Source organism: Bacillus ndiopicus (genome assembly GCF_000612805.1).
In the GTDB taxonomy this organism is placed as follows: Bacteria; Bacillota; Bacilli; order Bacillales_A; family Planococcaceae; genus Metasolibacillus; species Metasolibacillus ndiopicus.
This window is the reverse complement of sequence record NZ_HG964403.1, coordinates 421,728-447,302: the sequence shown is the minus strand read 5'-3', so window position 1 is coordinate 447,302 and position 25,575 is coordinate 421,728. Positions and strand designations below refer to the sequence as shown.

At 37.3% G+C, this 25,575-nt stretch carries 11 protein-coding genes; all 11 read right to left on the bottom strand.

What is annotated here, in order from left to right; all coding sequences use genetic code 11:
* Positions 1 to 199: 199 nt before the first annotated feature.
* Entirely contained in the window at positions 200 to 2,623 is a 2,424-nt protein-coding gene (locus TY13_RS02005) for an S-layer homology domain-containing protein (protein ID WP_042471011.1), read from the bottom strand.
* Between the two features lie 194 nt (positions 2,624 to 2,817).
* Positions 2,818 to 5,694, bottom strand: coding sequence for an S-layer homology domain-containing protein (locus tag TY13_RS02000; RefSeq protein ID WP_052344202.1), 2,877 nt, complete (start codon positions 5,692 to 5,694; stop codon positions 2,818 to 2,820).
* A gap of 301 nt (positions 5,695 to 5,995) precedes the next feature.
* Positions 5,996 to 9,772: a S8 family serine peptidase gene (locus TY13_RS01995; RefSeq protein ID WP_042471008.1), complete on the bottom strand. Its 3,777-nt coding sequence runs from the start codon at positions 9,770 to 9,772 to the stop codon at positions 5,996 to 5,998.
* 450 nt (positions 9,773 to 10,222) lie between these two features.
* Positions 10,223 to 14,587, bottom strand: coding sequence for an endonuclease (locus tag TY13_RS01990; protein ID WP_042471006.1), 4,365 nt, complete (start codon positions 14,585 to 14,587; stop codon positions 10,223 to 10,225).
* 358 nt (positions 14,588 to 14,945) lie between these two features.
* Complete coding sequence (locus TY13_RS01985; protein WP_052344201.1) at positions 14,946 to 18,722, bottom strand: S-layer homology domain-containing protein; 3,777 nt, start codon at positions 18,720 to 18,722, stop codon at positions 14,946 to 14,948.
* A gap of 256 nt (positions 18,723 to 18,978) precedes the next feature.
* Complete coding sequence (locus TY13_RS01980) at positions 18,979 to 19,887, bottom strand: Rgg family transcriptional regulator (RefSeq protein WP_042471004.1); 909 nt, start codon at positions 19,885 to 19,887, stop codon at positions 18,979 to 18,981.
* 573 nt (positions 19,888 to 20,460) lie between these two features.
* Positions 20,461 to 21,606, bottom strand: a complete 1,146-nt coding sequence (locus tag TY13_RS01975; protein ID WP_042471001.1) for an aminotransferase class I/II-fold pyridoxal phosphate-dependent enzyme — start codon at positions 21,604 to 21,606, stop codon at positions 20,461 to 20,463.
* The gene (locus TY13_RS01970) at positions 21,599 to 22,234 is read right to left on the bottom strand and encodes an acetyltransferase (protein WP_042470999.1); all 636 of its coding nucleotides are present in this window, start codon (positions 22,232 to 22,234) and stop codon (positions 21,599 to 21,601) included. Before TY13_RS01970 ends, TY13_RS01975 begins: the two co-directional genes overlap by 8 nt.
* Before the next feature lie 18 nt (positions 22,235 to 22,252).
* Complete coding sequence (locus tag TY13_RS01965; protein ID WP_042470995.1) at positions 22,253 to 22,843, bottom strand: sugar transferase; 591 nt, start codon at positions 22,841 to 22,843, stop codon at positions 22,253 to 22,255.
* Positions 22,844 to 23,854: a UDP-glucose 4-epimerase GalE gene (gene galE / locus TY13_RS01960; protein ID WP_042470992.1), complete on the bottom strand. Its 1,011-nt coding sequence runs from the start codon at positions 23,852 to 23,854 to the stop codon at positions 22,844 to 22,846. It lies immediately after the preceding gene.
* On the bottom strand, positions 23,851 to 24,972 hold the full coding sequence (locus TY13_RS01955) for a glycosyltransferase family 4 protein (RefSeq protein WP_042470990.1): 1,122 nt from the start codon (positions 24,970 to 24,972) through the stop codon (positions 23,851 to 23,853). Before TY13_RS01955 ends, galE begins: the two co-directional genes overlap by 4 nt.
* Positions 24,973 to 25,575 lie beyond the last annotated feature (603 nt).

The following is a 25,575-nucleotide window of genomic DNA, read 5'->3' as shown; positions in this document are numbered from 1 at the left end:
TGGGTATACATTTATACTTGGGATATGAATTTATTCTACGTTTCAGGTTATTCCATGAATTTTAGAGTTTATTCCATGAAATTCGAGGTTTATTCCATGTTTTTGCGAATTTATTCCACGAAATTCAGAGTTTATTCCATGTTATAAAAAAAAGCGCCTAAGAAGCAGGTAAAAATCTGCTTCCTAGGCATCTATTTGCTTATAATGCATCTGTGTGCAACGAACCTTCTGGTAAATAGTGAGACATACCAATTGCTTCTAAGCCATTTTTAATTTTCATTGTGTAGCCTAGTTGATTTGCTGATAAATAGCCTGCTTTTGAGGCAATCATTTCTTCCAACACATATAAATAAGTCGAATCGATATCCTTCCATAGACGATATGATTGAATTAAATCCTCTAATGTTAAATGTTGATAATCTGTACCTGCAAACTGTCTTTCTTTGTTCATGCGGTACCAAATATCGCCGTTTGAACGAATCCATTTATCCTTTTCAATGGCTAGTGCTTTTTGGATTGCTGTCGCTGTTTCAAGATATTTTGCATCACCAAATTCGTTATATGCCATTAGTAAAATATTCATACCACCAAGTAAATGGTTCATTGATGTATGCGTTGTAACCTCCTGCTTTAACGGGAAGTAATCTGGAATGTAAAAAGCATCTTTGTTTACACGAATTACATTATTATTAGTTCTTTGAGAAACGATTAAATCTGCATAATTTTTTAGCGGTGTTCGATAATTTGGAATGCCAAACTCTGCTCCAGAATTGTAGTAGAATAACGCAATTTGCTCATTAAAGCGCGTATCAATAAATGGCGCGTGAATGCCATACAGCCCTTTTAAATATGTGCTCGTCACTTCAGTTTCCCAATACGTTTTAGTACCTTTAAATTTTTGTAAACTCACAAATGAGTTTTTCACCAAGTTTGCGAAATAGCGATCGCCCTGCTCTTTATACAATACAAGTGCGCGATCCTCTTTTACTAACAGTAAATTACGCCCGAAGCCTTGATAGTTTTTCGGCATTGGCTCTGTTGTTGTTGCCATTTTGTTAAATGGACCTTCCGCAGTATACCAATTATTGCGCTTTTTATAGTTAGCTGCTGTTTCAACCATCCAATTATTCATACTGTCATCTGTTTTAAACAGTCGTTCATTCGAATCCATATACCATGTATCTATAATATCCTGGCCATTTGATGCCAATGTATAAATTGACATTAAATCTGAACCTAACCATGTATAAGATAATGCTTCATACTCTGCACGTAAATCACGCATATAGCTAACGCCACCATTATCATATTTTTGCGTTAACTGCTTTGAGCGATAGGCCTGTCCTACCATACGATCACCTGCAAGCTTGTCATTTGACATAAAGCGCATTATCCCTGTTGGATAGCTTGTTGAATCGTAGCCAAACACATCATTTGAGTTTTTAGAGATTGGGAAGCGATCGTAGCGATATAAGCGGAAATTTGTTACGTTTAATTGTTTTTGGAATAAATCAACGTTTATCTTTGCATCCCCTGTATTTGTCAATGTTGAAAAGACAAACTCGTCACCATTTGTTAAACGGCGTACTGTCACTTTTAATGTTGCATGTGTACCAATTTTATATGTGTAAATCGTGTCTGTTGCAACACCGAAATTTTCTGTTTTTGTACTAGCTAATTTAATTGGCAATTCTGAACGTACGAATAACGGGCTATCCCCCTTCGTAATCTGTGCGAAATTCGCTTCTTTACGGAATAATGTAAATTTTGATTGCTGCGCTGTCTCAATTGTATATTCTTTTGGAGCGATTTCATTATTCATAATAAGTGCACGATGAATCATTACTGCAAATGTCACACGATTAACAACCGCTTTTGGATCATATGAGCCATCTTCGCGTCCTGTCGTAATACCATGCTGCGCTAAAATTTTGACATTTTCACGGTGCTCTGGGTTAATTTTATCCCAATCTTTAAATGTAATCGCTTCGCCAGTATCCTTTAAATGAAAGGCATTTACTAGCGCTGACGCCATCATTTCACGTGTTAACGGGTCAGCTACACCGAAACTGCCGTCTTTTTTACCTTTAAAAATACCTGCTTTATATGTAGAAAATACCCCTGATGCAAAGCTTGATTGTTTGCTCACATCTTTAAAAATTGGCTGGTATGATGCTTCTGGTAATTGCAGGGCACCTTTTAGCAAATTTGTTGACTGTCCAACTGAAATCGTTAGCGCTGGACGGAACTCGCCATCCGGATAGCCGTTAATTGCCCCTATTTCAACAAGCTGCATTACTTCATTTTTAGCCCAAAAGCTATTTGGGATATCTGCTAGCTTTTGCGGAACTGTTACGAACTCTGTTTCTGCTGTTGGCTGCTCTTTTACAGGAACAGTTGCCTCTTCTGTTAGCTGCTCAGTTGCTTCTTGCTCTTTTTCAACGGGTGTAACCTCTTGTTCTTCAGTTACCGCCGTAGCTTCTTCCTTATCTTCAACTGCTGGCGTCTCTACTGCCTCATCGACAGTGCCTACAATCGGTTCTTCTGCTGCATAAATAGCTACTGGCGCTAGTGTAGAGCTAACAAGCAATACTGCTAGTAACGTAGATAGTAATTTCTTCATTTTGCTGTAACTCCTTTTTTTACATGCTCTTTGTTATTTTTTGCTTCAACTTTTTTATTATACACAATTAACATCAATAAAATTGAAAAAGATGGTGTAGCAAGCTACACCATCCTATATTCTATATTAAAATGTGCCAAACTTTTATTACAATTTGGTTACTTTGTTGAGACAAATTACCCGATATTTTATTATTAATACACAGTGCTATCTTGATTATATCCCTTGAAATCAATATTAAATTTCTTTTTCTCTAATGGATTATTATAAATATCTGTTATATAAACATTTGGTAAAATTTCCAATTGAATGGACTCAATTTGCTTTATTGTTGGAATAATAAATTTTGCTTCTGCTTGGTATGAGTTGCTATTTCCTACAAAAGTAGTGCTCGCAGCCGTTTCTTCTTTCCAATTACCATTACTATCCCAACCTTTAATATTAACTTTAGCTAAATCGTACCCACTATTATTGTTCGGTATTCTTATTGGCGTTTTAAATGTTAATAAAGCACTATGATAGTTGCTATCAACTATCGTAACCCTTGCACTCGTAACGTCTGGACTAACATTTTTGCTTAATACAATATCTTGTGTATAAGGACTCATTTTAGCTGTTGAACCAAGCGCTCTAATATTATTAATTGTTAATGTCAACGCAGTTTGTTGTTCTCTCAAACCATTTTTCAATGTCAACTTTACTTTACGATTATCAGGTAGAACTTCAGGAACAAAGTCTATATTAGCAACAGTTCCGCCTTCTTTAAATTCGTAGTTACCTTTAGTGAAAGCATCTTCCAATTGTACTGCTTGAGAAAAAGTAATAACGATTTCATTACTATTAATAGCAGACCCGCCAATTTGGAACGCGGCAGTTTCAACACCTAATACTCGGATAGCATTTTGATTTTGAACTGAATCCCCACCGCGAACAAAATCTACATATGGGCTGCTATCTGACAATACACCATACTCACTTGTAACATTGCTTAATAAATCAATTTCAAAGAAATAAGTTGCTCCATAGTGGTCATTATAAACATATAAAGCATCACTTAATTTTATACGTAAAACATTATCTTTAGATGGATGCTTTGTAGCAGTAGCATTTTTCGGTGTTAGGTTTTCAACTTTACCTGATTGCACATATCTTCCCTTAATTGCTACTCCCCTTGCCTCCGATTTTATTAAAATATTATTATCAAACGTTAAATCTAAGTATTGAACACCTTTTTCGGTAACTACCTCTGATGATACATAGCGAGGTACTACTGTTGTGTTGGCTCTATAAACAAATGATGTTGAAAATGAACCTACTTCACCAGACAAATCTGTCATATAATAACCTGGCTTCGTTGAAACCCACACATCTCCATCATATAAAGATGTATCTAAAGTCACTACATATGTCGTTGGATTTTTCTCATCCTTTTGGACATCTGTCGCTCTAAATGTACCTACCCTTTGTGTTATAGATAGATATTCTGGCTTTAATTCACGAAGCTCTTCTGAAAAAGTAAGCTTAAACTTTCTAGCGCCCATTTGTTCTATATTTAATAACGAAGGTGGAACACCATCTTTATTGCCTATAGTTGCTGTTGTTGTTAGCGTATTAGCTGGCGCTGTATTGTTTGATAAATCTACTAACGCTCCAAAAGTAACAGTTATTGCAGATCCTGGTGATAGAAGGGCTCCGTTTACAGTCGCATTTGTTAAATCATAAACGACTTCTGTTACATTTTTCTCCGCAGGTTCTGTGATTCCAGGCCCTTTCACGTTAAAAATTTGTACGCCATTTGCTAGTCTAAATTGTGTCGAACCAACTGTTTGTGTAACAGGCTCTGTAAACTTCACTTTAATACGTGTTGCACCAACATTTTCAATTGCAGCAATTGCAGGTGCCGTATTGTCCGCTACAAAAGAAGGTACATCATCATATTTTACAAGCGTTAAGCCTTTATCTGTTTTAATGTCTTTGACAACTACGTTATAACGCCCTTCACTAAGTGGCTTTGTGCCTTTAATTGTAACTGTTAAAGATTTTTTGTCTGCGCTTAATTCACCCTTTGAAAGCTCTACTTTGCCCGGGATATTAACGCCTGTTACTTGTACTAGTTTATTAATTTCCTCTTCTTTCAATGTCGCCGTAAGTGCAACTGGCTGGTTGAAATCAATTTTAATTTGACCGCCATTTGGATTTGTAACAGAAGCTACTTTTAAATCTGGTACTTCATATTTTACTTTCGCAGAATATTCGACCTCATCAATTTTGAATGTTACATCTGTTTCTATATTTTCCACTAATGGCTTTGGTAATGTCACAGTGTATTTTTTATCATCTGATAATGTTACTGATAGTTTATCAGCCGCTGTCACTTCTACCTTTTTCAGCGTTAATACTGGCTTTTCAGGCTCTTTTGTCGGAATTTCTGCATTTAGAATATGATATAGGAAATATGCGAACTCCCCTCGTTTTGTTGCATTCTTAGGATTGTACGATGAACCTTTAACGATATCATAGTAATCTAGTACCGTAATCGCATCTTGATGTGTTGTGCGATTTAAATCAGAAAGTGTACTTGTGAATCCTTGATCCCTTACATACTTTACATAACCAAAATCATTGATAACTGTAAATGCACGCACAAGTACTGACGCCATTTGATCACGACGAAGCTCATCGCGATGCAATAGTTTCCCAGCATCTCCTTGGAACACACCTACATCTTTAACAAGCGCTGCATATTGCAACAACTCGTCTTGTGATTGCGATGTTAAATCTGTGAAACGCATTTTCGTTTTATAGTCGTTTGGAATTTCGTAACCTAATGATACTAAATACTTTCCTAAAAGCTTCACCACATCTGAACGTGTTAATGTTTGATTTGGTCGGAATGTTCCGTCAGGATAACCCGTAATAACTTTCGCTTCAACTAAAGCGCTAATTTCATTCGCATACATATTACCTTGTAAATCTTTAAAAGATGCTGCGCTTGCAACAGGTACAACAGCTGAAGCTACTACCGCTACTGCCGCCGCAGAGGCTAACATTTTTTTAGATGATTTTTTCATTCTTTTTTCCTCCTTTTATGGAAATGCTAAAATCACTATCTGTTGCTATTTTAACATTTTTTTAGTGTTTTTGTGTTTAATACACAGACAAATTCAATAGATTGTCGCGTTATTGAATTAGACGCATAGGTTGGTTAGAAGTTACAAGGTTGGTAAGGTTTTTTTTGATTTTGGAGTTATTGATGATTTATCAGCGAATTTTCGATTTTATTAGCGCTTCAATTGAAGTGTTTTAACAAATATTCCCCTAATTTATAACGAATAAAAAAGGCAACTCGCTATGAGTTGCCTCTCCTATCAGTTATTTATTTCCTTTACCTGGATTACCTTTGTTTGGATTGCCTTTATTCGGGCCACCTGGGTTTTGGTTGCCTTTGTTTGGATTACCCATATGTGGGTTTCCTTTTGCAGGCTTCACTGTGATTGGAATCACAACTGTTTTACCACCATAAGTGACAGTGATTGTTGTTGTACCAGGTGTTTTTGCTTTTACAAGCCCTGCTGTAATATCAGCTACTTTTTTACTACCAATTGTATAAATTGCTTGATTTGTTACATCTACGATTGTTTCAGATTCAAACATTGTTGGGCGCGCTGGAGCATCAACTGAGCTCTCAGTTTTATTGTTTACATATGGGTTCTCAACATGTACTGGCGCAACAAATGTAAGTTCATTTGAAACATCTGGCAATTCATTTGAAATATCTGTTTCAGCTAAGTCATTTGAAATATTTAAGGCTGTGAAGCTTGATTGCCCTAGTGCTTCTAATTGACTTGCTACACTTGCATTGCCAATAACTGAAACTGCTTCACCGTAAACCGTATGCTCACTCATATTGCCTGCAGCATCTAAAATTACCACTGTTACCGAATCTGTGTCTAAAATTTGCTCTACATCAAACGCAAATTTACCATCTTGCTGTAATGTGATGAGATTATCTGCAATGATTTCGCCATCGCGTGTTACAGCATACAATGCAGCAAGTTTACTGTTTACATCATAGTTTAAGCCATATGATGCAAGTAAAGCTTTGTAGTCAATATACTTATCTTCTACCTGTCCACCAATTGTAATATTTGCACTATCTGCTGAAGTTGTTGTTACAAATGTATTTGTTAGTGGAGTTTCTTCCATAACTTCAGTCTCTTGTTCTTCTGTCGCCTCAGCATTTGGTGTAACTGTTACATTCGTTACCTCTGCTGCTGTCGATTTCACAAAGACTGGTCCAACATAATCAGAGATAACACCCGCTTGTGTTGATCCAGTAAAATCAACTGTATACACACCATCTGGAATTAGTTGCACACCAGTGCCACCCCAAGGTGTGTAGCCACCATTAATAGTCAAGCGCCAAGAACCTGCTCCTAATGATTGAGCCGCATGTAAGTAGCCAATATAGCCATCACCATATGCTCCACCCTCTGGATCCTGTAAATCCCAAAGCTCAATGTAGTTAGTACCTACATCGCCTGTTAACGTAAATGTTAAATCAGCGCTGTCTTTAATACCATCGCCATTAAATGATAAATCTGTTGCAGAAATAGCCATGTTTTCAATCGATGTTGGTGCTACTCCACCAAAATCAGCTGCGAAAGGCAGTGAAATTGTTGTGTACGCCTCTGATTCAGTCGTTGTTTTTTCAACGACATTTAATTGGATTGTTTCACCCATCGCCATATTTAATTCAGCTCTATCTACCAACAATGAAGTTTCTGTAGCAGCCGATCCAGTTGGTGTTAGATGAATATATCCGAAAATTTCATCGCCGAATTTTGCTGCTGCATTTTGTGAAGCTGTTAATGTTACCGTTAAGCGCTCTTCACCATTTAATGTAAATGATGATTTATCAACCGTTACTTGAGCATCACCAAGGCTTTGTAACATGTCGACAGAAACTGTATATGTGCCACCTACACCATTAATATCTTTTACTACAATTTCTTTTGTTACTTGAATATTTTGTTCTTTAATTGGCTGTGGACCAAACGTCACAGAGCCTTTTTCATGTGCCACTATCTCACCATTAGCGTCACGTTTTGCTGAATCTTGTACATATGCTAGCGCACTTGGGAATGCTGCCGCATATGGATTAACACGTCCAGCCCCTTGGTCAAACACATCATACTTTGCTGTATCTAAAAGCTGTGCCGTATTTGCTAATGCAACTTTTACATCATATGGCGTCCAGCTTGGATTTGCTTGCTTAATTAAAGCCGCAATACCAGCTATATGTGGTGTCGCCATCGATGTACCTGATTTTCGATCATATGCCTTCCCAGCATCAATCGCTGTACCATGTTCATCAAGTGTATACGTTGGGACAGTTGACATAATATTTGTTCCTGGTGCAACTACGTCTGGCTTAATATCAAAGTTTGGCATAGATGGACCACGTGAACTTGAATCATTAATCTCATCACCAACTGATGTCATTGAGCCGTATTCATCAAAGCTAATCGTACCTACAGATGATGCTAATGCACTGCGAATCGCCTGACCATCAGTTACAGACATATCAAAAGTTGGAATGAAATCAAACGAATCGCCTAAAAATGTTTCTGAAGGCCCTGGCGCATTTGTGCCTCCCGCAAAGTTATGGATAATCGCACCAACTGCACCTGCGTTCTTAGCTTGCTCAATTTTGTCTACAAATGCAATATCTCCACGCGAAATAAGCGCGATTTTTCCATCTACATCAATATTGGCATAATCAGCCGCTACACCTACTCCTGGAACAGCAACTAATTCAAATTCACCGCTTAATTGCTCTGTAAAATCCTCACCAAATGTCGTTGCCATTAAGTTTAATTTTTGCGACCACTCAAAATTACCTGCTGACACAGTAGCTACTGCATTATATGCCGTTTCAGGATTTGTCGAGTTTCCAACAGCAATACCTAATGGTGATGTAGCTGGTGTGCCCATTGTACCGCGATTTGGTCCATCGTTTCCTGTTGCAATAACTGCGATAACACCTGCTAGTGTTGCATTGTTAATTGCAAAAGAGCTCGCATCATTTTCAGAGTTTGAGCCTCCACCTAAAGATAGATTAATAACATCCATATTTTGCTCAACAGCGTATTCAATTGCCTTTACAATACCTGATGTTGAGCCACTTCCGTAAGCCCCTAATACGCGATAAGCATATAAATCTACTTTTGGCGCAATGCCTTTAATACCATATGGATTAGCACCAATCGCAGCAATTGTTCCTGCTACATGTGTACCGTGAGAAGTCGAGTAAGATCTACCTTTAACATCAACTAAAGGCTGATGCGAAGGACGCTCTGACGGTTTTGTTTCCGTTGCGTCGTTCTCAGCACGCGGTAACTTGTACATGTTTGGATCGTGTACAATAAAGTCTTTTCCGCCTTTATAAATGCCTGCAAATTCAGGATGTGTTGGATCAATACCTGTATCTAAAACAGCTACTTTAACACCTTGGCCTTCTAAACCTTTTGCCCATAGCTGCTCGATGCCTAAAAACGAGTTGCTCGTATTCATATATGTGCTTACTTGTCCTGCAGCCTCTACCTCTGCATCTTCATAAGCATACACTTCAGCATCGGGTTCAATAAGTGTAACGCCCTCGATTTCAAGTAGTTTTTCTAAATCATCTGCTTTTATCTCCGCTGCAAAGCCATTCAATACAGTGTTAAATGAATAACCTTGCTCAAAGGAAATATTTTCAGCTTCCATTTCTTGAATTACTTCTTCTTGTTGCGCTTCAACAGCTTGCTCTGTTTGTTGTGCATCAAATGCACTAAAACTTCTTTGCGTTAAATCGCGAATTCCTTTTTCCAGTGCAACTGGATTTTCAGATAAGTGAACGATAACAGCAACAGAATCACTTCCCGACACCCCTTGTAAATCTGGATGTAAGACTGCTGGTCCATTCGCTACACGCAACTGCTCAGCTATTGCTGCTTTTGCTAACATTGTTGCTTCGTCAGTTGATGATGTTTTCCATGAATTGAAGTCAGTATTTGCTGACACACTCATTGGCGCTAACATTGCCAACATCATCATAAATGCTACTACAATAGCTAAAAACTTATTGCTCCCCTTTTGCTTCAAATAAATCCCTCCCATTATTTTTTATAGTATCTCGTCCTACAAGCATTTCTGAATGCTTGTCCATCTACGAGCCTACTAATATATAACATATGTTCAAAGATACAATTCTATGATACTATTTTCAATATACTTCTTACTCAATTTTCCGAATTTTCATATAATTATTAATACCTCTATATATTTGATGTAAATACTACAAATTAGCTATTTTTTTCATTTTTAGTTACTTTTCCCGCATCCTCCCTGCCACTTAAAGAAGTGGAGGACTTCGATACCTGCCGCTACGCTTTCGGTACAAAAAACATGTGCTCCTGCGATTACTCATCGCAGAAGAAAACTTTTGCTCCTGCGGTTACTCGTCGCAGAAGATTTTTGCTGAATCAAGTTAAAAAACCGCATAAAATCAAATACATAGTTTTGATTTCATACGGTTTTGTAGTTAAATTTCTTTTATGATGCTTTTGGCATAGCCGTAGCTGTTGGCCAAATCAATTGCACCCACTCTGGATGATCAATGAATGGATTACGGTTGCCTTGAATTTCGTAGATTTTTTCATTGCGTTGGCGCTCGATTTCATCTACTGGATCTTGTAAATGCCATTGTAATAGTACTGATAGCTTACCATGATATGGTGATGTGCCATTATTCAGTTTCTCATTTAGCTCAAGGTCAACACGATCCCCTTGTTCATAGCGAGTTGCCATGTAAAATAACATACGTGCTACATCGCCTTTAACGCGATTTGGCGGCTCAAATGATGTGCTAGTTTTAAAGCAACCATCACAGCCTTTTACTGAGCTTCCGCCATTATCAAAATCTAAATTACCACGTGTGCTGTTTACTTGCACATCTGTTGCACGAAGATGATGAATATCTGTCCCTGGTCCTACTGATGTACCGAAATTACCATGTGATTTCGCCCATACGTGTTCGCGGTTCCAGTTTCCAACATTGCCACCATTTAAGTTTTTAGCACGTGATTCGCCTGAATATAACAAAATAACGTTGTTCGGGTTGTTTGGATCTTCATCTGTTTGCTTCAACGCATCCCATACTTGGTCGTATGAAAGCTTTTTATGCTCAGAAATAATGGAGTGAAGAGCTGCTTTTAAAGCAGCTCCTTCCTTGCCATAAGCAGCCGAGTAGTAATCATTTGGCTGCTCCTTGCTTTCAACCGTTACTGTAAAGCGCGCAGTTGTTGAAAGCTTACCATCATTTGCTGTTACTGCAACAATATGCGTGCCTTCTGCTAATTGAAGTGTTAGCACGCCATTATTTAATTCTCCTAATGTTGCTGTGAAAGTTAATTTATCATTTTCTGAATCAGCGAAATGCTTTGTTACATCAATCGTAACTGTTTCGCCAGATTTCACTGTTACATTGTCGAAAGACTTCGTTACAATTGGTGCTGTATTTTCGACAGGCTTTGACCCGCCTACATAAGAAAATTTAATATTCTCTGCTTTTGCTCCATTCGTATAAACGATTTCTTTAATATTATCCGCACCGCGTACTTCATATGCTTTTGTGCCATCGATAATTAATTTTTTCACTTCTGCACCTTTAAAGTCAAGAACAGCATTTTTATGTGCTGGTGCAAAAAGTACGACATTATTTTTCAGCGCATCACCTGTAAACTCGCCGTAAGCACCTTTAAACTCGATGCCTTCTTTAATAAACGTTGTACCTGTTACTTCAACTGCAACGTTTGGACCGTTAATTTTTAACTTTTTGTCATTCACATTATGATACGTAAAATGCTTAATTGGCGCATTTGGCTTCGTATCTTTATCCTTACCTGGGTTCTCTGGCTCAGGCTCTACAACAGTAGGCTTAACATCTACTTGCACTAATACTGGATCATGGTCACTTGCACGACCTGCCATATCTGTGAAGTCTGCATTAATATGAATTGCATCAACCTCTGTTTTTGCTGCTAAATTATTCGACACTAATATATGGTCAAGCACCTGTGAGTTACCTTGGAACACATATGTGTAACGATCGTTCTCAGGTAGCTTATTGATCATATTTGTCATATGACGGCTTTCTAAAATACCTAAGGCATCAGAGAATTGGAAGTCATTAAAGTCACCCACTGCTACAATGTTTGCATTAGGGTTTTTCGTTTTCACATCATGAATAAAGTCTTCTACAATCGTTGCAATTTTTTTACGTTGCACTTCACTACCGTAATATGGTGGTTGTTTTGAACCATATAGTGGCGTATCACCATTTTTTGAATTCCAGTGGTTAACAACAACAATTACTTGCTCACCATTGAAATCAAATTGTGCTGCTAATGGCTTACGACTGCTTTGGAATGCATCGTTTTGCGGATCAATACGACCTGGATTCAACGTTAAATTGCCATTTTCATAGCCAACTGCTGTTGTTGCATCACCTGCTGGTAAATCAGCTAATGTCACTCGCTCTGGATTGTATAAGAAACCTACGCGAATATTTGCATTTGGCGCCCCACCATCCGCATTGTTAACAGGGTCAATATTTGCGTATGCATATTGTACGCCCCCAGCTTTAACAATTTCATTGATTAAACGCTCATAGCTTTCATTCGCTGCAGAATCACCAGCACTTGAACCGTTATTATCTTGTACTTCTGTTACACCAACAATATCAGGGCTTTGTAAATCTTTTACGAATGCACGAGCTAATTTTCCTGCTTTATCAGCCGATGTTTCCTTCGTATTGTTTGAGAAGTTTTCTAAGTTGTATGAAGCAATTGTTAGCTTTTTGCCATCCTTCATAATATGTGTTTGTTCTGGTGTTACTGTGCCTTTTACATGCGCGTTTTGCATTGTTGCAAGAGCTGTGTAAATTTTATAGTTTTGGTAAGAGTAGCCGACAACGCCTACAATATCCCCTACAAACTTATCGCCTGTTGCTACTTCAAAACTGCGTGCCTCACCGTTTGGATCTAAACGGAATTGGATAAGATCAGGGTTTTTATTATCCTTCTCTAAAAGCATTCCACCATGCTTTGTATTCGTTGCTTTGCTCTCTAGTACTGTAACAAGATCACCATTTGCCTGTGGCCCAACTGCTTTCACATTTGATACTTGTACACGCATACTTTCTAAGCTCTCCCAGAAATCAATTGCATCCGTCTCTGGGTTGAAAACTGTTAGCTGATCACTATCAATTGCGCTAGTTGGTAAATTGTTCGCATCGATAACGATTGGTTTTGGCAATGCTACATTTTTCTTTAATACCGTCACTTTGCCGCCTTGGTCATCACGTACATTAATTTGCGTCGTTAATAAATCTGTTGTTTGACGCTCCGCATAGCCTTCAATTGCATATTCAGATACTTTACCTGTTACTGAAACTAAATCTCCAACTGCAATTGGCCACTTATTGCGACCTGAGTATAATAAAATACCTTCAGATGTATTTGGATCATTATCAACTAGCTCATCTGGCGTTTGAATCGTGTAATATGTTGAACCAGTAACCTCATAGCTAGATGTCACAATGCCTTCCACACCTTCTACTACTTTATTATTGTATGTCGATGTGTGGCTTGCTCCTTGAATATCATGAATGCGCAATGCATCAACAATTGTGTAATCCATTGTAATAACATCGCTATATACATTATCTACTGTTTTTATGACTGCTTTTAACGTTGTGTCTTTATCGATTTGAATAGGCTCTGCATATGTCGCCCCACCAATTTTAGGATCTACACCATCCAATGTGTATAAAATCTCTGCATTGGCTGTTGTCGATGTTAATGTAACTGTTGTGCCTCCGATAAATGTACCACCTGCTGGAGTAGCAACTGGAGGTAAAACTAATGAAGAATCAATGACAACATCCACACTTGAACGTGGAATAATTTGATAGTCATTATCGAATTGCTGTACGATACCTGCAATCGACGCATAAGGATTTTCAGTTAAGCCTAAATCTCCTTTTTCATCGCGTACAATAAATGTATTACCTTCTGAATCCGTAGCTTTATAATTAGCCCAGCCTGCCCCTTCACTATCTTTTGTTAATGTCACATTTTGAACCTTTACTAACTGTGATTCATTGCGCTCATCAACCTCTGCACCTGCAATCAGTTTTGGCTGTACTAGCTGACCAGATTCTTTCGATACAACTGCCGTTTTATCTAACTGCAATAAACCTCGATAATCTGCTAGCGTACCTTTTAATGTAACAACATCCCCCTCCACAACATTAAGCGAAGTAGGTCGAACTGCGATACCGCCTGTCGCATCCTGCACAGCAATTGTGTTTTTCAGCTTGGCAGTAACAATACCTTTAACTGTTACTTCAGCACCAGTAGCTGTAGAGCGTGCCTCTGCAATGCTAATAGCTTCTCCCTCTATCGGTAGCTCTGGCTCTGTTACACCATCTGTAAACTGAATTGCGCTAGGTGACTTTAAGCCCGCTTTTGTAAAGTAAGCTTCAAGACTACCTGTCACATCAATTTGTTTACCAAGTGCTGCCGGATTTGATTTCAAGCCAAACTCTGAGCGATAGCTAGACGTTAATTGTACGAATAGCATTTTTGTTACATCCGTTTCATTTGGATTGTCCGCAATTGCAATATTCGTATCCTCTACACCTGTCGTTACAACACTTGTTGCTGATTTTACATAACCAACGATATAACCTCGAACTGTAGCAATACCACTATTATTGGCAATTGCCTCCTCCACAGATAGTGCTTGTCCAGCCTCTGCGTATACTGCAGTTGGCATAACAGGTGCTACTGCACTCACTACAAGTGCTGAAGCTGCTAGTACATTAAATGAAGTGCGCCATTTACCTTTTCTCATTGAAGGTCTCCTTTTCGATTTAATACTTTCACAGTATTCCTTACGTATTTGTCCTCTTAAATAGAACAACAAACAGACGTCTTACATCTAACATTATAGCAAGCGCTTTCGATAGTTTTTTAAATTTATTGTAAATTTGCGCTACTTTTGGCTAAATTCGTTCTGAGTGCCTAATATGGATGTTAATTTGGTACTACCTTTTAAAATTAAAGAATATGAATTTAGTTTCGTTTTTTTCATATAAAGCGCTAATTTATAATCGATATATATGCTAAATAATTGAGTTTCCTTTTAATATGAACCTACTAATACAAAAAAGACAGCTTGGGATAGAATACCCCAAGCTGTTTTTTATAAACTATCGATTTTCAATCGCTTCTAACAAGTTGATAACCATTTTTGCAGTATGTGCACGTGTTGCTGGTGCTGTTGGCTTAAATTTACCTTGATCACCTAATGCAATCTCTAGTTCTTCAAGCATTGTAATCGCTGCAATTGTTTCTTTATCATATTTACCTAAATCAGTAAATGATGGCTTACCTTTTGGTACATATTTCTCGCCTGTTACGTGCTCATATGCACGGTATAGCATTAACGCTAGCTGTGCACGTGTTACTTCAGCTGTTGGTTGGTATTTACCATCAATACCTTTTGCAATTCCAGCCTCAAAAATCGCTGTAATTTCAGCTTGTGTTGCTGCTGCATAGCTGCTTACATCACTAAATGGTGCTTTTCCATCTGCTTTTAAGCCTAATGCACGCGCTAAAATTGATGCGAATTGTGCACGTGTTACATTATTATCTGGTTTTACTTCTCCTTTTTCATTACCTTTTAACAGACCTTTGTCAATCATTTTTTGGATATAGCTTGCTGCCCAATGATTTGCTGGTAAGTCTGTTGGCTTGAATGGAGCTAGTTTTTCTTGCTCATCAGGTTTTGGTGTTTCTGGTTTATCTGTTTCTTGTTTCTCTTCTGGTTTACCTGTTTCTGGCTTCTCTTCTGGTTTTGATGTTTCAGGTGCTGTTGTGCCACCTCCACCTGTGTTTCCGCCACCAGGATTACCTGGATTTGGCTCTGGCTTTGGCTCTGGCTTTGGCTCTGGCTTTGGTTCTGGTTTTGGCTCTGGTTTTGGTTCTACAACAGTAGGTTTCACATCAATTTGCACTAAAACTGGGTCATGATCACTTGCACGACCTGCCATATCTGTGAAGTCTGCATTAATATGGATTGCATCAATCTCTGTTTTTGCTGCTAAATTATTTGACACTAAAATATGGTCAAGCACCTGTGAGTTACCTTGGAACACATATGTGTAACGATCGTCCTCAGACAGCTTATTGATCATATTTGTCATATGACGGCTTTCTAAAATACCTAGTGCATCAGAGAATTGGAAGTCATTAAAGTCACCTACTGCTACAACGTTTGCATTAGGGTTTTTCGTTTTCACATCATGAATAAAGCCTTCTACAATCGTTGCAATTTTTTTACGTTGCACCTCACTACCGTAATATGGTGGTTGTTTTGAACCATATAGTGGCGTATCACCATTTTTAGAGTTCCAGTGGTTAACAACAACAATTACTTGCTCACCATTGAAATCAAATTGTGCTGCTAATGGCTTACGGCTACTATTAAATGCTTCATTTTGTGGATCGATACGTCCAGGGTTTACAGTTAAGTTACCATTTTCATAGCTAACAGCTATCGTTGCATCACCTGCTGGTAAATCAGCTAAAGTTACACGATCTGGATTATAGAGGAAACCAACTCGAATATTCGCCCCTGGTGCACCACCATCTTTGTTGTTAATTGGGTCTATATTCGCATATTTATACTCTACGCCACCTGCTTTTACAATTTCATTGATTAGGCGTGCATAACTTTCATTTGCTGCTGCATTGCCATTATCCGTATCACCATTATTATCTTGTACTTCTGTTACACCAACGATATCAGGGCTGTTTAAATCCTGTACAAACGCACGTGCTAATTTTTGCGCTTTATCATCAGATGTTTTGCTCTTATTATTTGAGAAGTTTTCAAGATTGTATGAACCAATTGTTAATTTGTTCGTATCTTTCACAATATGTGTTTTCTCAGGCTTCACCGAACTTTTAACAAAAGCATTTTGCATATCAGTTAGCTTTGCATAGATTTTATAATTTTGATAAGAATAACCAACAACACCGATAATATCTCCTTCAAATTTATCGCCTGTAGCCACTTCAAAATTACGTGCAGTGCCATTAGGATCCAAACGGAATTGGATGATGTCTGGATTTTTATTGTCCTTCTCTAGTAGTACGCCACCATGCTTTGTATTCGTTGCTCTGCTTTCTAATACTGTTGTAAGGTCTCCATTTGCCTGTGGACCAACAGCTTTTACATTTGATACTTGAACACGCATGCCTTCTAAGCTTTCCCAGAAATCAATTGCATCAGTTTCAGGATTGAACATCGTTAAGTTATCGCTATCGATTGCACCTGTTGGTAAGTTATTTTCATCGATAATGATTGGTGCTGGTAGTGGTACGTTATTTGCTAATACTTTCACTTTCCCACCTTGATCATCACGTATACTAATTTGTGTTGTTAATAAATCTGTTGTTTGACGCTCTGCATAGCCTTCAATCGCATATTCAGACACTTTACCTGTTACTGAAACTAAATCTCCAACTGTGATTGGCCAATTTGTTTTACCAGCATATAAAACAATACCTTCAGATGTGTGTGGGTCATTATCGATTTCTGCATCTGGTGTTTGAATTGTATAATACTTCGCTCCTGAAACTTCATAGCTTGATGTTACAATACCTTCCACACCTTCTACCATCTGATTATTAAACTCAGTTGTGTGACCTGCCCCTTGAATATCGTGAATACGTAATGCATCTACAATTTTGTAGTTCATTGTCACAACATCACTGTACTCTGATGTGCCAATTCGCTTTACAACAGCTTTTAATGTTGTATCTTCTGTAATATTAATTGGGCTCGCATACGTTGCGCCACCTACTTTAGGGTCTAGATTACCCAGTGTAAATAAAATCTCAGCATTTGCGGTTGTAGATGTTAATTCAACTGTTGTTCCCCCAATAAATGTTCCACCTGCTGGAGTTGCAACTGGTGGTAGTAAAAGAGATGGGTCAATCACAGCATCTGCGCTTGAACGCGGAATCAATTGATAGTCTTGATCGAACTGTTGCACAATACCTGTAATTGAAGCATAACGATTTTCGCTCAAGCCTAGTTGCCCTGTTTCGTCACGTACAATGAAAGTGTTATTATTTGAATCTGTGGCTTTATAATTAATCCACCCACTACCTTCACTAGCCTTTGTTAAAGCTATATTTTCTACCTTCACTAATTGCGATTCACGACTCTCTCCTACTTGGTCACCTGTAATGTGTTCAGGTGTAATAATTGTAGCCGTATCTTTTGATACAAGTGTCGCTGAATCTAGTTGTAGCAAGCCTTTATAATGAGCCAATTTACCTGTTAGGGTTACCAAATCTCCTTCTTGGACGTTAAGTGAAGTAGGGCGAACAGAAATACCCCCTGTCCCATCTTGAATTGCAATTGTATTTTTTAATTTTGCAGTTACAATACCTTGAACTGTTACTACATCTGCTGTTGTTGTTCGTGTTTCAGCAATTGTAATAAATGGTGGTGGCGTTGTTGGCTCAGTTGGTGTGCCTGCATCTCCTGTAAATTGGATTGCACTAGGTGACTTTAAGCCCGCTTTTGTAAAGTAAGCTTCAAGGCTACCTGTCACATCAATTTCTTTACCTAGAGCTGCTGGATTCGATTTCAAGCCAAACTCTGAGCGATAGCTAGACGTTAATTGTACGAATAGCATTTTTGTTATATCTGTCTCATTTGGGTTATCCGCAATTGCAATACTAGTATCTTCTACACCTGTCGTTACAACACTTGTTGCTGATTTTACATAACCAACGATATAACCTCGAACTGTTGCAATCCCACTGTTATTCGCAATTGCCGTTGCTACTGTTATTGTTTGCTGTTCTGCAGCATTTGCGATAATCGGTGTTGCAGGAGCTACTGCACTCACAACAAGTGCTGAAGCTGCTAACATACTAAATGATTTACGCAGTTTTCCTCTATTCATTCCCTTTGTTCTCCTTTTCTTTCCAATTATCCCCTTGATTTTAATCAAATCATCCCAGGAAGGACGTCATACATCCTACATTATAGCAAAGTTTAATAATGCTAAATTAAAATTTTGTAAATTTTCTTTAAAGAGTTTAATACTCCTTAAATTTCTTTTTATATTCTAATAGAAAATGTCCACAATAATTAACATGCAATTCCAAAAAAAAATAACAGCGCTTCTTTGCTGTCATAATTACAAAGAAACGCTGTTATTAATTTTTAGTAATTTTAAAGAAAATGCCTCGCTCTTCATCATTAATTTCCTTCACTTGAAAATTCAATTCCCCTAAAAGCTCAATACATTGCTTTTGTTTATTTTTCATATTGAAATAACCTAAATACGATATAATTTTTTCTAGCTCGTGAGTAGAATGATCCTTATTTGTACACGCACAAATAACTTCATAGAAGAATTTCCTCATAGATTGATAGTACATGTCATTTTGTAGATGTTGATTAAGTTGGTCATATTCTTTAAAGTATTTTTGTACTTGTGAAATGTTTAAATCACGCAAATTCTTATAAATAATATTTAAGAGAAGCATTGAATATTCATTTTTATACCGTTGCATCATGTAATATTTCTTAAGCGTATGTTGTACTCGTTTAAAAACTGTATCAATTAATTGTTGAGAAAAATAGTTTAAGGAATTTGAAAATAACATAATTTCGTAATATCCCCATGAGTCACAATTAATTAAATAATTACTCAAAACCTCAAATTCAGTAGATTTAGGTTCATTATTCAATGTACTAAGGAGATTTTGAGCCATAATTCGATAATGTAAATACTTAACATTATTTGTTTTTTTATATTCTCTCCCTAACTTTTCAACCAAGGAATCTAATCCCTCTTTATCTTTACTATAAAAAATTGGAGCAATGTTGTGGAATAAGTGAAGTTCAACATCTTCATTTTGTGTAAATGCCACATAAAATTCCTCTAGTGAAATATTTAAGCGATCTAACATAATAAAAAACTTGTTAACCGTCGTATCATTATTGCCTTTTTCAAAATTACTTCTCGCTTGACGAGATAGAAGGCCTTTATAAAGTGTTTCTGATTTAATCTTCTTAGATGTACGTAATTCTTTAATAATAACTCCTACCTTTTCCATCATAGCACACCCTTCTCAATAATTTACGTCAACAATACTTTACCTAAAATCTTTATTTAGAAAATTCCCAATATATTAATAGTATACAAAACTTTTAGGAGGAAAAAGTTATATGGTAGAAATTCTTTTTGCTGTTTGGGACATTATAGGTGGACGTTAGTAAAAGTTTTTAGTACTAAAACAAAGAAAATCCACGCTTATTAAATGATGAGTTATCCACACTGTGGAATACATGGGATTATAGCCAAACTATTTCCTAACTTGTTTCCAAGCATTCATAACGTAAGGGTTGTGTTCATTAAGTGGCTCAACTAAGAGCAGCAATCTATAATATTGCCCCACAGGCCCCTATAGTTACATGATAATGTATCCCATGAATGAAAGAATTCACACTTGCTAGCCCTGTATTCTTTTTGGACATAAGTGGCTATTCGGATAAGTACGAATCATTTGCTAAGTATCCGCATGTTGCACGTAAAATATCATTTTAATAGCATCATGTGGTAAATCTGAATCTTGAAAAATAAGGCATTTTCTGTTTCATCAAAACAGAAAACGCCTTATATTTCCAATATTTTATTTTCTTTTAACAGCTTCCCAAATAACCTCAATCACTTTTTCCTGCTCTTCCGCTGTCATTTTACTATCTGATGGTAAACATATACCTGTAGCGAAAAGCTTTTCACTTATAATCTGCTCCTCACTATGAGGGTAAAATTTACATCCTTCCAATAAAGGTTGCATATGGAGCGGCTTCCACACTGGACGTGCTTCTATATTTGCTGCATCTAACAAATCAATAAGCTCATACGGAGAAGTTTTTATTTTTTTAGGATCTAATGTCATTGTTGATAACCAGCGATTGGAGAATGTCCCTTCTAGTTCTGGCATCATTGTAATCCCATCAACATTTATAAATGCAGATTCATATCGATTAAAAATCGCTCTTTTTTGTGCGATTCGCTCATCAAGTACTTCTAGTTGTCCACGCCCAATTCCTGCGACAACGTTACTCATACGGTAATTGTATCCAATAACGCTATGTTGATAATGCTTCGCTGCATCACGAGCCTGAGTTGCTAAAAAGCGTGAACGAGCAATTAGCTGCTCATCCTCTGACACTAGCATACCGCCACCAGAGGTTGTAATAATTTTATTGCCATTAAACGAATAAATGCCTAACTTACCAAATGTGCCACTATGCTTCCCTTTATACAAAGAACCTAGCGATTCTGCTGCATCTTCAATTACTGGAACGCCATATTCGTTGCACAAGGTCATTAATTCATCCATACGTGCACTTTGACCATATAGGTTAACAATTAGAACAGCTTTAGGTAATGCATTATCAGCTTTCGCTTCACGCAATGCTCGCTCTAATGCTTGTGGGGACATATTCCAAGTTGCTTCTTCTGAATCGATGAAAACAGGTGTAGCACCTAGATAAAGGATAGGGTTAGCACTTGCAATAAATGTTAAAGTAGAACAAAATACTATATCTCCAGCTTGAACGCCTAATAAGTCTAAAGCTAGATGAATTGCGCCTGTCCCAGAGCTTGTGGCTGAGGCCGCTTTTACCTTCACATAAGAAGCTAACCCTTGCTCAAATCCATCCACATTCGTTCCAAGTGGCGCAATCCAGTTTGTATCGAACGCTTCTTGAATATACTTTTGCTCAGTTCCTCCCATATGTGGAGAGGATAATAGTATACGATTAGTCATTCACAATCCTTCTTTCCTTAATTATCTTTGTAGGTACTCCAACCGCGGTTACACTGTCAGGTATATTTCGAATAACGGCACTTCCTGCTCCAACCATGCTCCATTTTCCAACTTGCAATGTTGGATTAATAGATGCCCTAGCACCTATTTGGGTCCCTTCCCACACTGAGACACCGCCTGTTAGCACGGCCCCTGGAGATATATGTACGAAATTGGACACTAAGCAATCATGCTCGACAATGCATCCAGTATTCAAAATAACATGATTTTCTACAGTGCTATAAGCATTCACAACAACATTTGGCATGATTACTGTACCATAGCCAATAATAGCTGAGGGGCTAATAATTGCACTTGGATGAATCACAGTGCCATACTGCTTTTCCTCTACTTGTAATCGCTCTACAATTTTTTGGCGAATTGCATTATGACCAATGGAAATAATTATTTTCGTTTCTTTATTTAATAATTTATGAACTGCGGAAATTGGTCCCTTTATATAGGCATCCTCTTTAAAAAGCTCTTCATATTTATCATCTAGCTTTGCAGTCACCTGATGGCCATTTGCCATGATACAGTCTTCTATTACTTTGCCATGACCACTATCTCCTATTAAAATATAATTCATTATTTACATGTCTCCCATCTATTTAGAGCCTGTAAATTTCTCCATAGTCGCTTGCCCTTCCTGTGAAATTCCTTCCCTCACAAACACTTTTTTCACAGTTAGTAATAAAATTTTCAAATCCAACCATAATGATTGATTTTCCACATACCAAACATCATATTCAAATTTCTGCTCCCACGAAATCGCATTGCGACCATTGACCTGCGCCCAACCAGTAATTCCAGGACGTACGTTATGGCGCTTCGCTTGTCGCTGATTATATAAAGGTAAATATTCTTCTAAAAGTGGGCGAGGTCCAACAAAACTCATATCTCCTTTTAATACATTCCATAGTTGTGGTAATTCATCTAAGCTCAATCTTCGTAATTGCTTGCCAAATGATGTTAAACGCTCAGCATCTGACAAAAGCTCGCCATGAGCATCCCGTTCGTCCGTCATTGTGCGGAACTTATATACATAAAATACTTTGCCTTTGAAGCCTGGACGAGGCTGCTTAAAAATAGCAGGTGAGCCCAATTTCATACATACCAAAAGCCAAGTTATCAATATTACTAAACTTAAAATAATAATCATCATGAGGCTTACAGCGAAATCAAAAATTCTTTTCATTTATATTGTATATCCTTTTACTGTTTGATACCATCGCCATGAATCTATGCACATATCTTTCAAACGATACTTAGCCTTCCACCCAAGAACTGTCGTGGCTTTCTCTACATCTGCAATACTTATGACGATGTCCCCATCTCGGCGATCAACAATTTCATAAGGTATTTTCGTAGCGGTCACAGCTTCAAAGGTATGAATTAAATTTAGAACTGAGTATCCAACGCCTGTTCCAAGATTAAACGCTTCGCAACCAAAATCCTCTTCAACATACTGAAGCGCCTTCACATGCCCATCTGCTAAATCCATAATATGAATAAAGTCTCGAATACAGCTACCATCTTCCGTATTGTAATCGCCACCAAATATTTGTAGTTTCTCCGTTTCACCGCTAGCAGCATTGAGCAAATGAGGCATTAAATTGTTTGGTGTACCATACGGCATCTCTCCCAATAGGCCACTTTTATGCGCACCAATTGGATTAAAATAGCGCATTAATGCTATGCTCCATTCAGTGTTTGCTGCAACAAAATCCCTTAATATCTCTTCAAGCATTAGCTTTGTACGACCATAGGGGTTCGGTGCTGACAGCGCTAAACCTTCCTTCAATGGTGGTAAATGTGCGTCTCCATAAACAGTAGCAGAGGAGCTGAAAACAAGTTTTTTCACATCGAATTCCTGCATAATCTCTAATAAGTTTATTGTGCTAATAAGGTTATTTTGATAATACAATAAAGGCTGCTTTACTGATTCCCCAACTGACTTATAACCTGCAAAATGTATGACCGAGGAAATATTATATGCTTTAAATACTTCTCTTAATGCAATTTTATCTAGCATTTCTACTTTTAGAAAAGGAACCTTTTTTTGCACAACTGCTTCAATTCGATCTACTACATTAAGTGTTGATTTCGATAAATTATCAATAATGACGCAATCACGCCCCTGCTCCATTAACTCAACTACTGTATGACTTCCGATAAATCCTAAGCCACCAGTTACTAAAATCGTCATTCCTTCACCTGCTCTATTAATTGATCGTAAATTGCTGCGTATTCCTCTATTACGTTATTTAACAAAAATGGATCAACTAGAAGCTTTGCACATTGCCCCATTTTATCTCTCTGCCGTTTCTCTCTAAGGGCGTAAAAGGCTGCGATTAATTCGGCATCTGCACCATGATTAACGACAAAACCATTTTCATTTGATTTTACTAAATCTCTTAAACCACGTGTATTTGTTACAACACATGGAATCTCTGCAGCCATTGCTTCCATAATGCTTTTTGGCAAACCTTCTCTATGTGAAAGCAATGCAACAATATCCGTTATTTTTAACAATTTCGGTACATCCCGCCGATAACCTAAAAAATGTACTCCGGCAAGCTGCTCATCTATCACATATTCCTTTAGTTGTCGCTCTTTGTCACCTGTACCAATAATCAACAGCTCAAATTGTGGTGTGCTTTCTTTAATTTTTCTCCAATTATTCAGCAAAAACTGATGATTTTTATTATCATTAAGCTCTGCAACGTAGGCAATTGTTATCGCATCATCTGCTAGCCCTAACTGTACCCGCAACTGGTGCTTTTCCTGCTGCGAAAAATCATTTTCAGCAAATTCGACACCAACACCATGTACAAAAGAAATTTTATCTCTAGGCAACAAGCTTTGCGCGTTTTTAAAATCTTCCTCATTAATCGTAATTAAATGATCTGTCCACTTCGCAGCCAATTTTTCTGCTGGATAATAAATAAGCCAATTTTGCTTTGGTGCACCTGAAAAAAAATGAAAGCCATGAGCAGTATAAACCATTTTTCCATAATTGCTTTTACGAAAGGCAGCTCTTGTTAATAATGCTGCAACAGGTGTATGTACATGTACTAACTCAAAGCGTTCTTTCACAAATAATTGCTGTAGCTGTTTATAAGCTGCAATGTTTTGTAAATTTAACGGGCTTCTTGAAAAAGGAATATCGATGCATGTTACATTTATTTTTTCTAGATTCTTTTTATCTTCTTCTCCTGTCCCTGCCGCGTATACCTTACAACCGCGATTTTGGAAATACTGTATATATGGGATATGGAATGCTGTTAAATGGCGGTAAACAGAAGCTATAAAAAGCACTTTCATCTTATGCGTCCCTTCACAAATTACTTTTAATTCATATAAAATTTTGCTTTTAACAATAATTTTATAAAAAACATTTAGCAAACTATCTTAACTAGTCTTTTTTATTTATTAAGGTTTTAGCATTCGCATGCTTCAAGTTTTTACTACTTAATTAAATTATAAAATCCCCGTTTTCCGATATATATTTTACATTTGGATTAATATTCTGTATCTCTGATTCATTTAATATTTTAAGTGTTTTATTGGGAAATTTGCTAATACACCATTTTGGGTACATCTTTTAATACAACTGAATTAGCTCTTATCAGAGTTTTATCTTCAACAATAACTGGTCCTAAAATTTCAGCAATAGGTCCAACTAAAGCATTTTTTCCTGTTATTAGATAAGGAATTTCAAGATTATTATACATTTTCTTTTTGTATAATTCCCTTCTAAAGTTACATTCTACATAACTAATAAATTAAGACCTATTTTTGTTTTAGGGTGAACTATAATACCTAGACTATTATGTCCAAACTATAACGTTTCATCAATTTCAACTGTCTGAAAAATATCACTGATTATATTATTCTATTTATATCTTAGAAAATTTCAGGAATGAT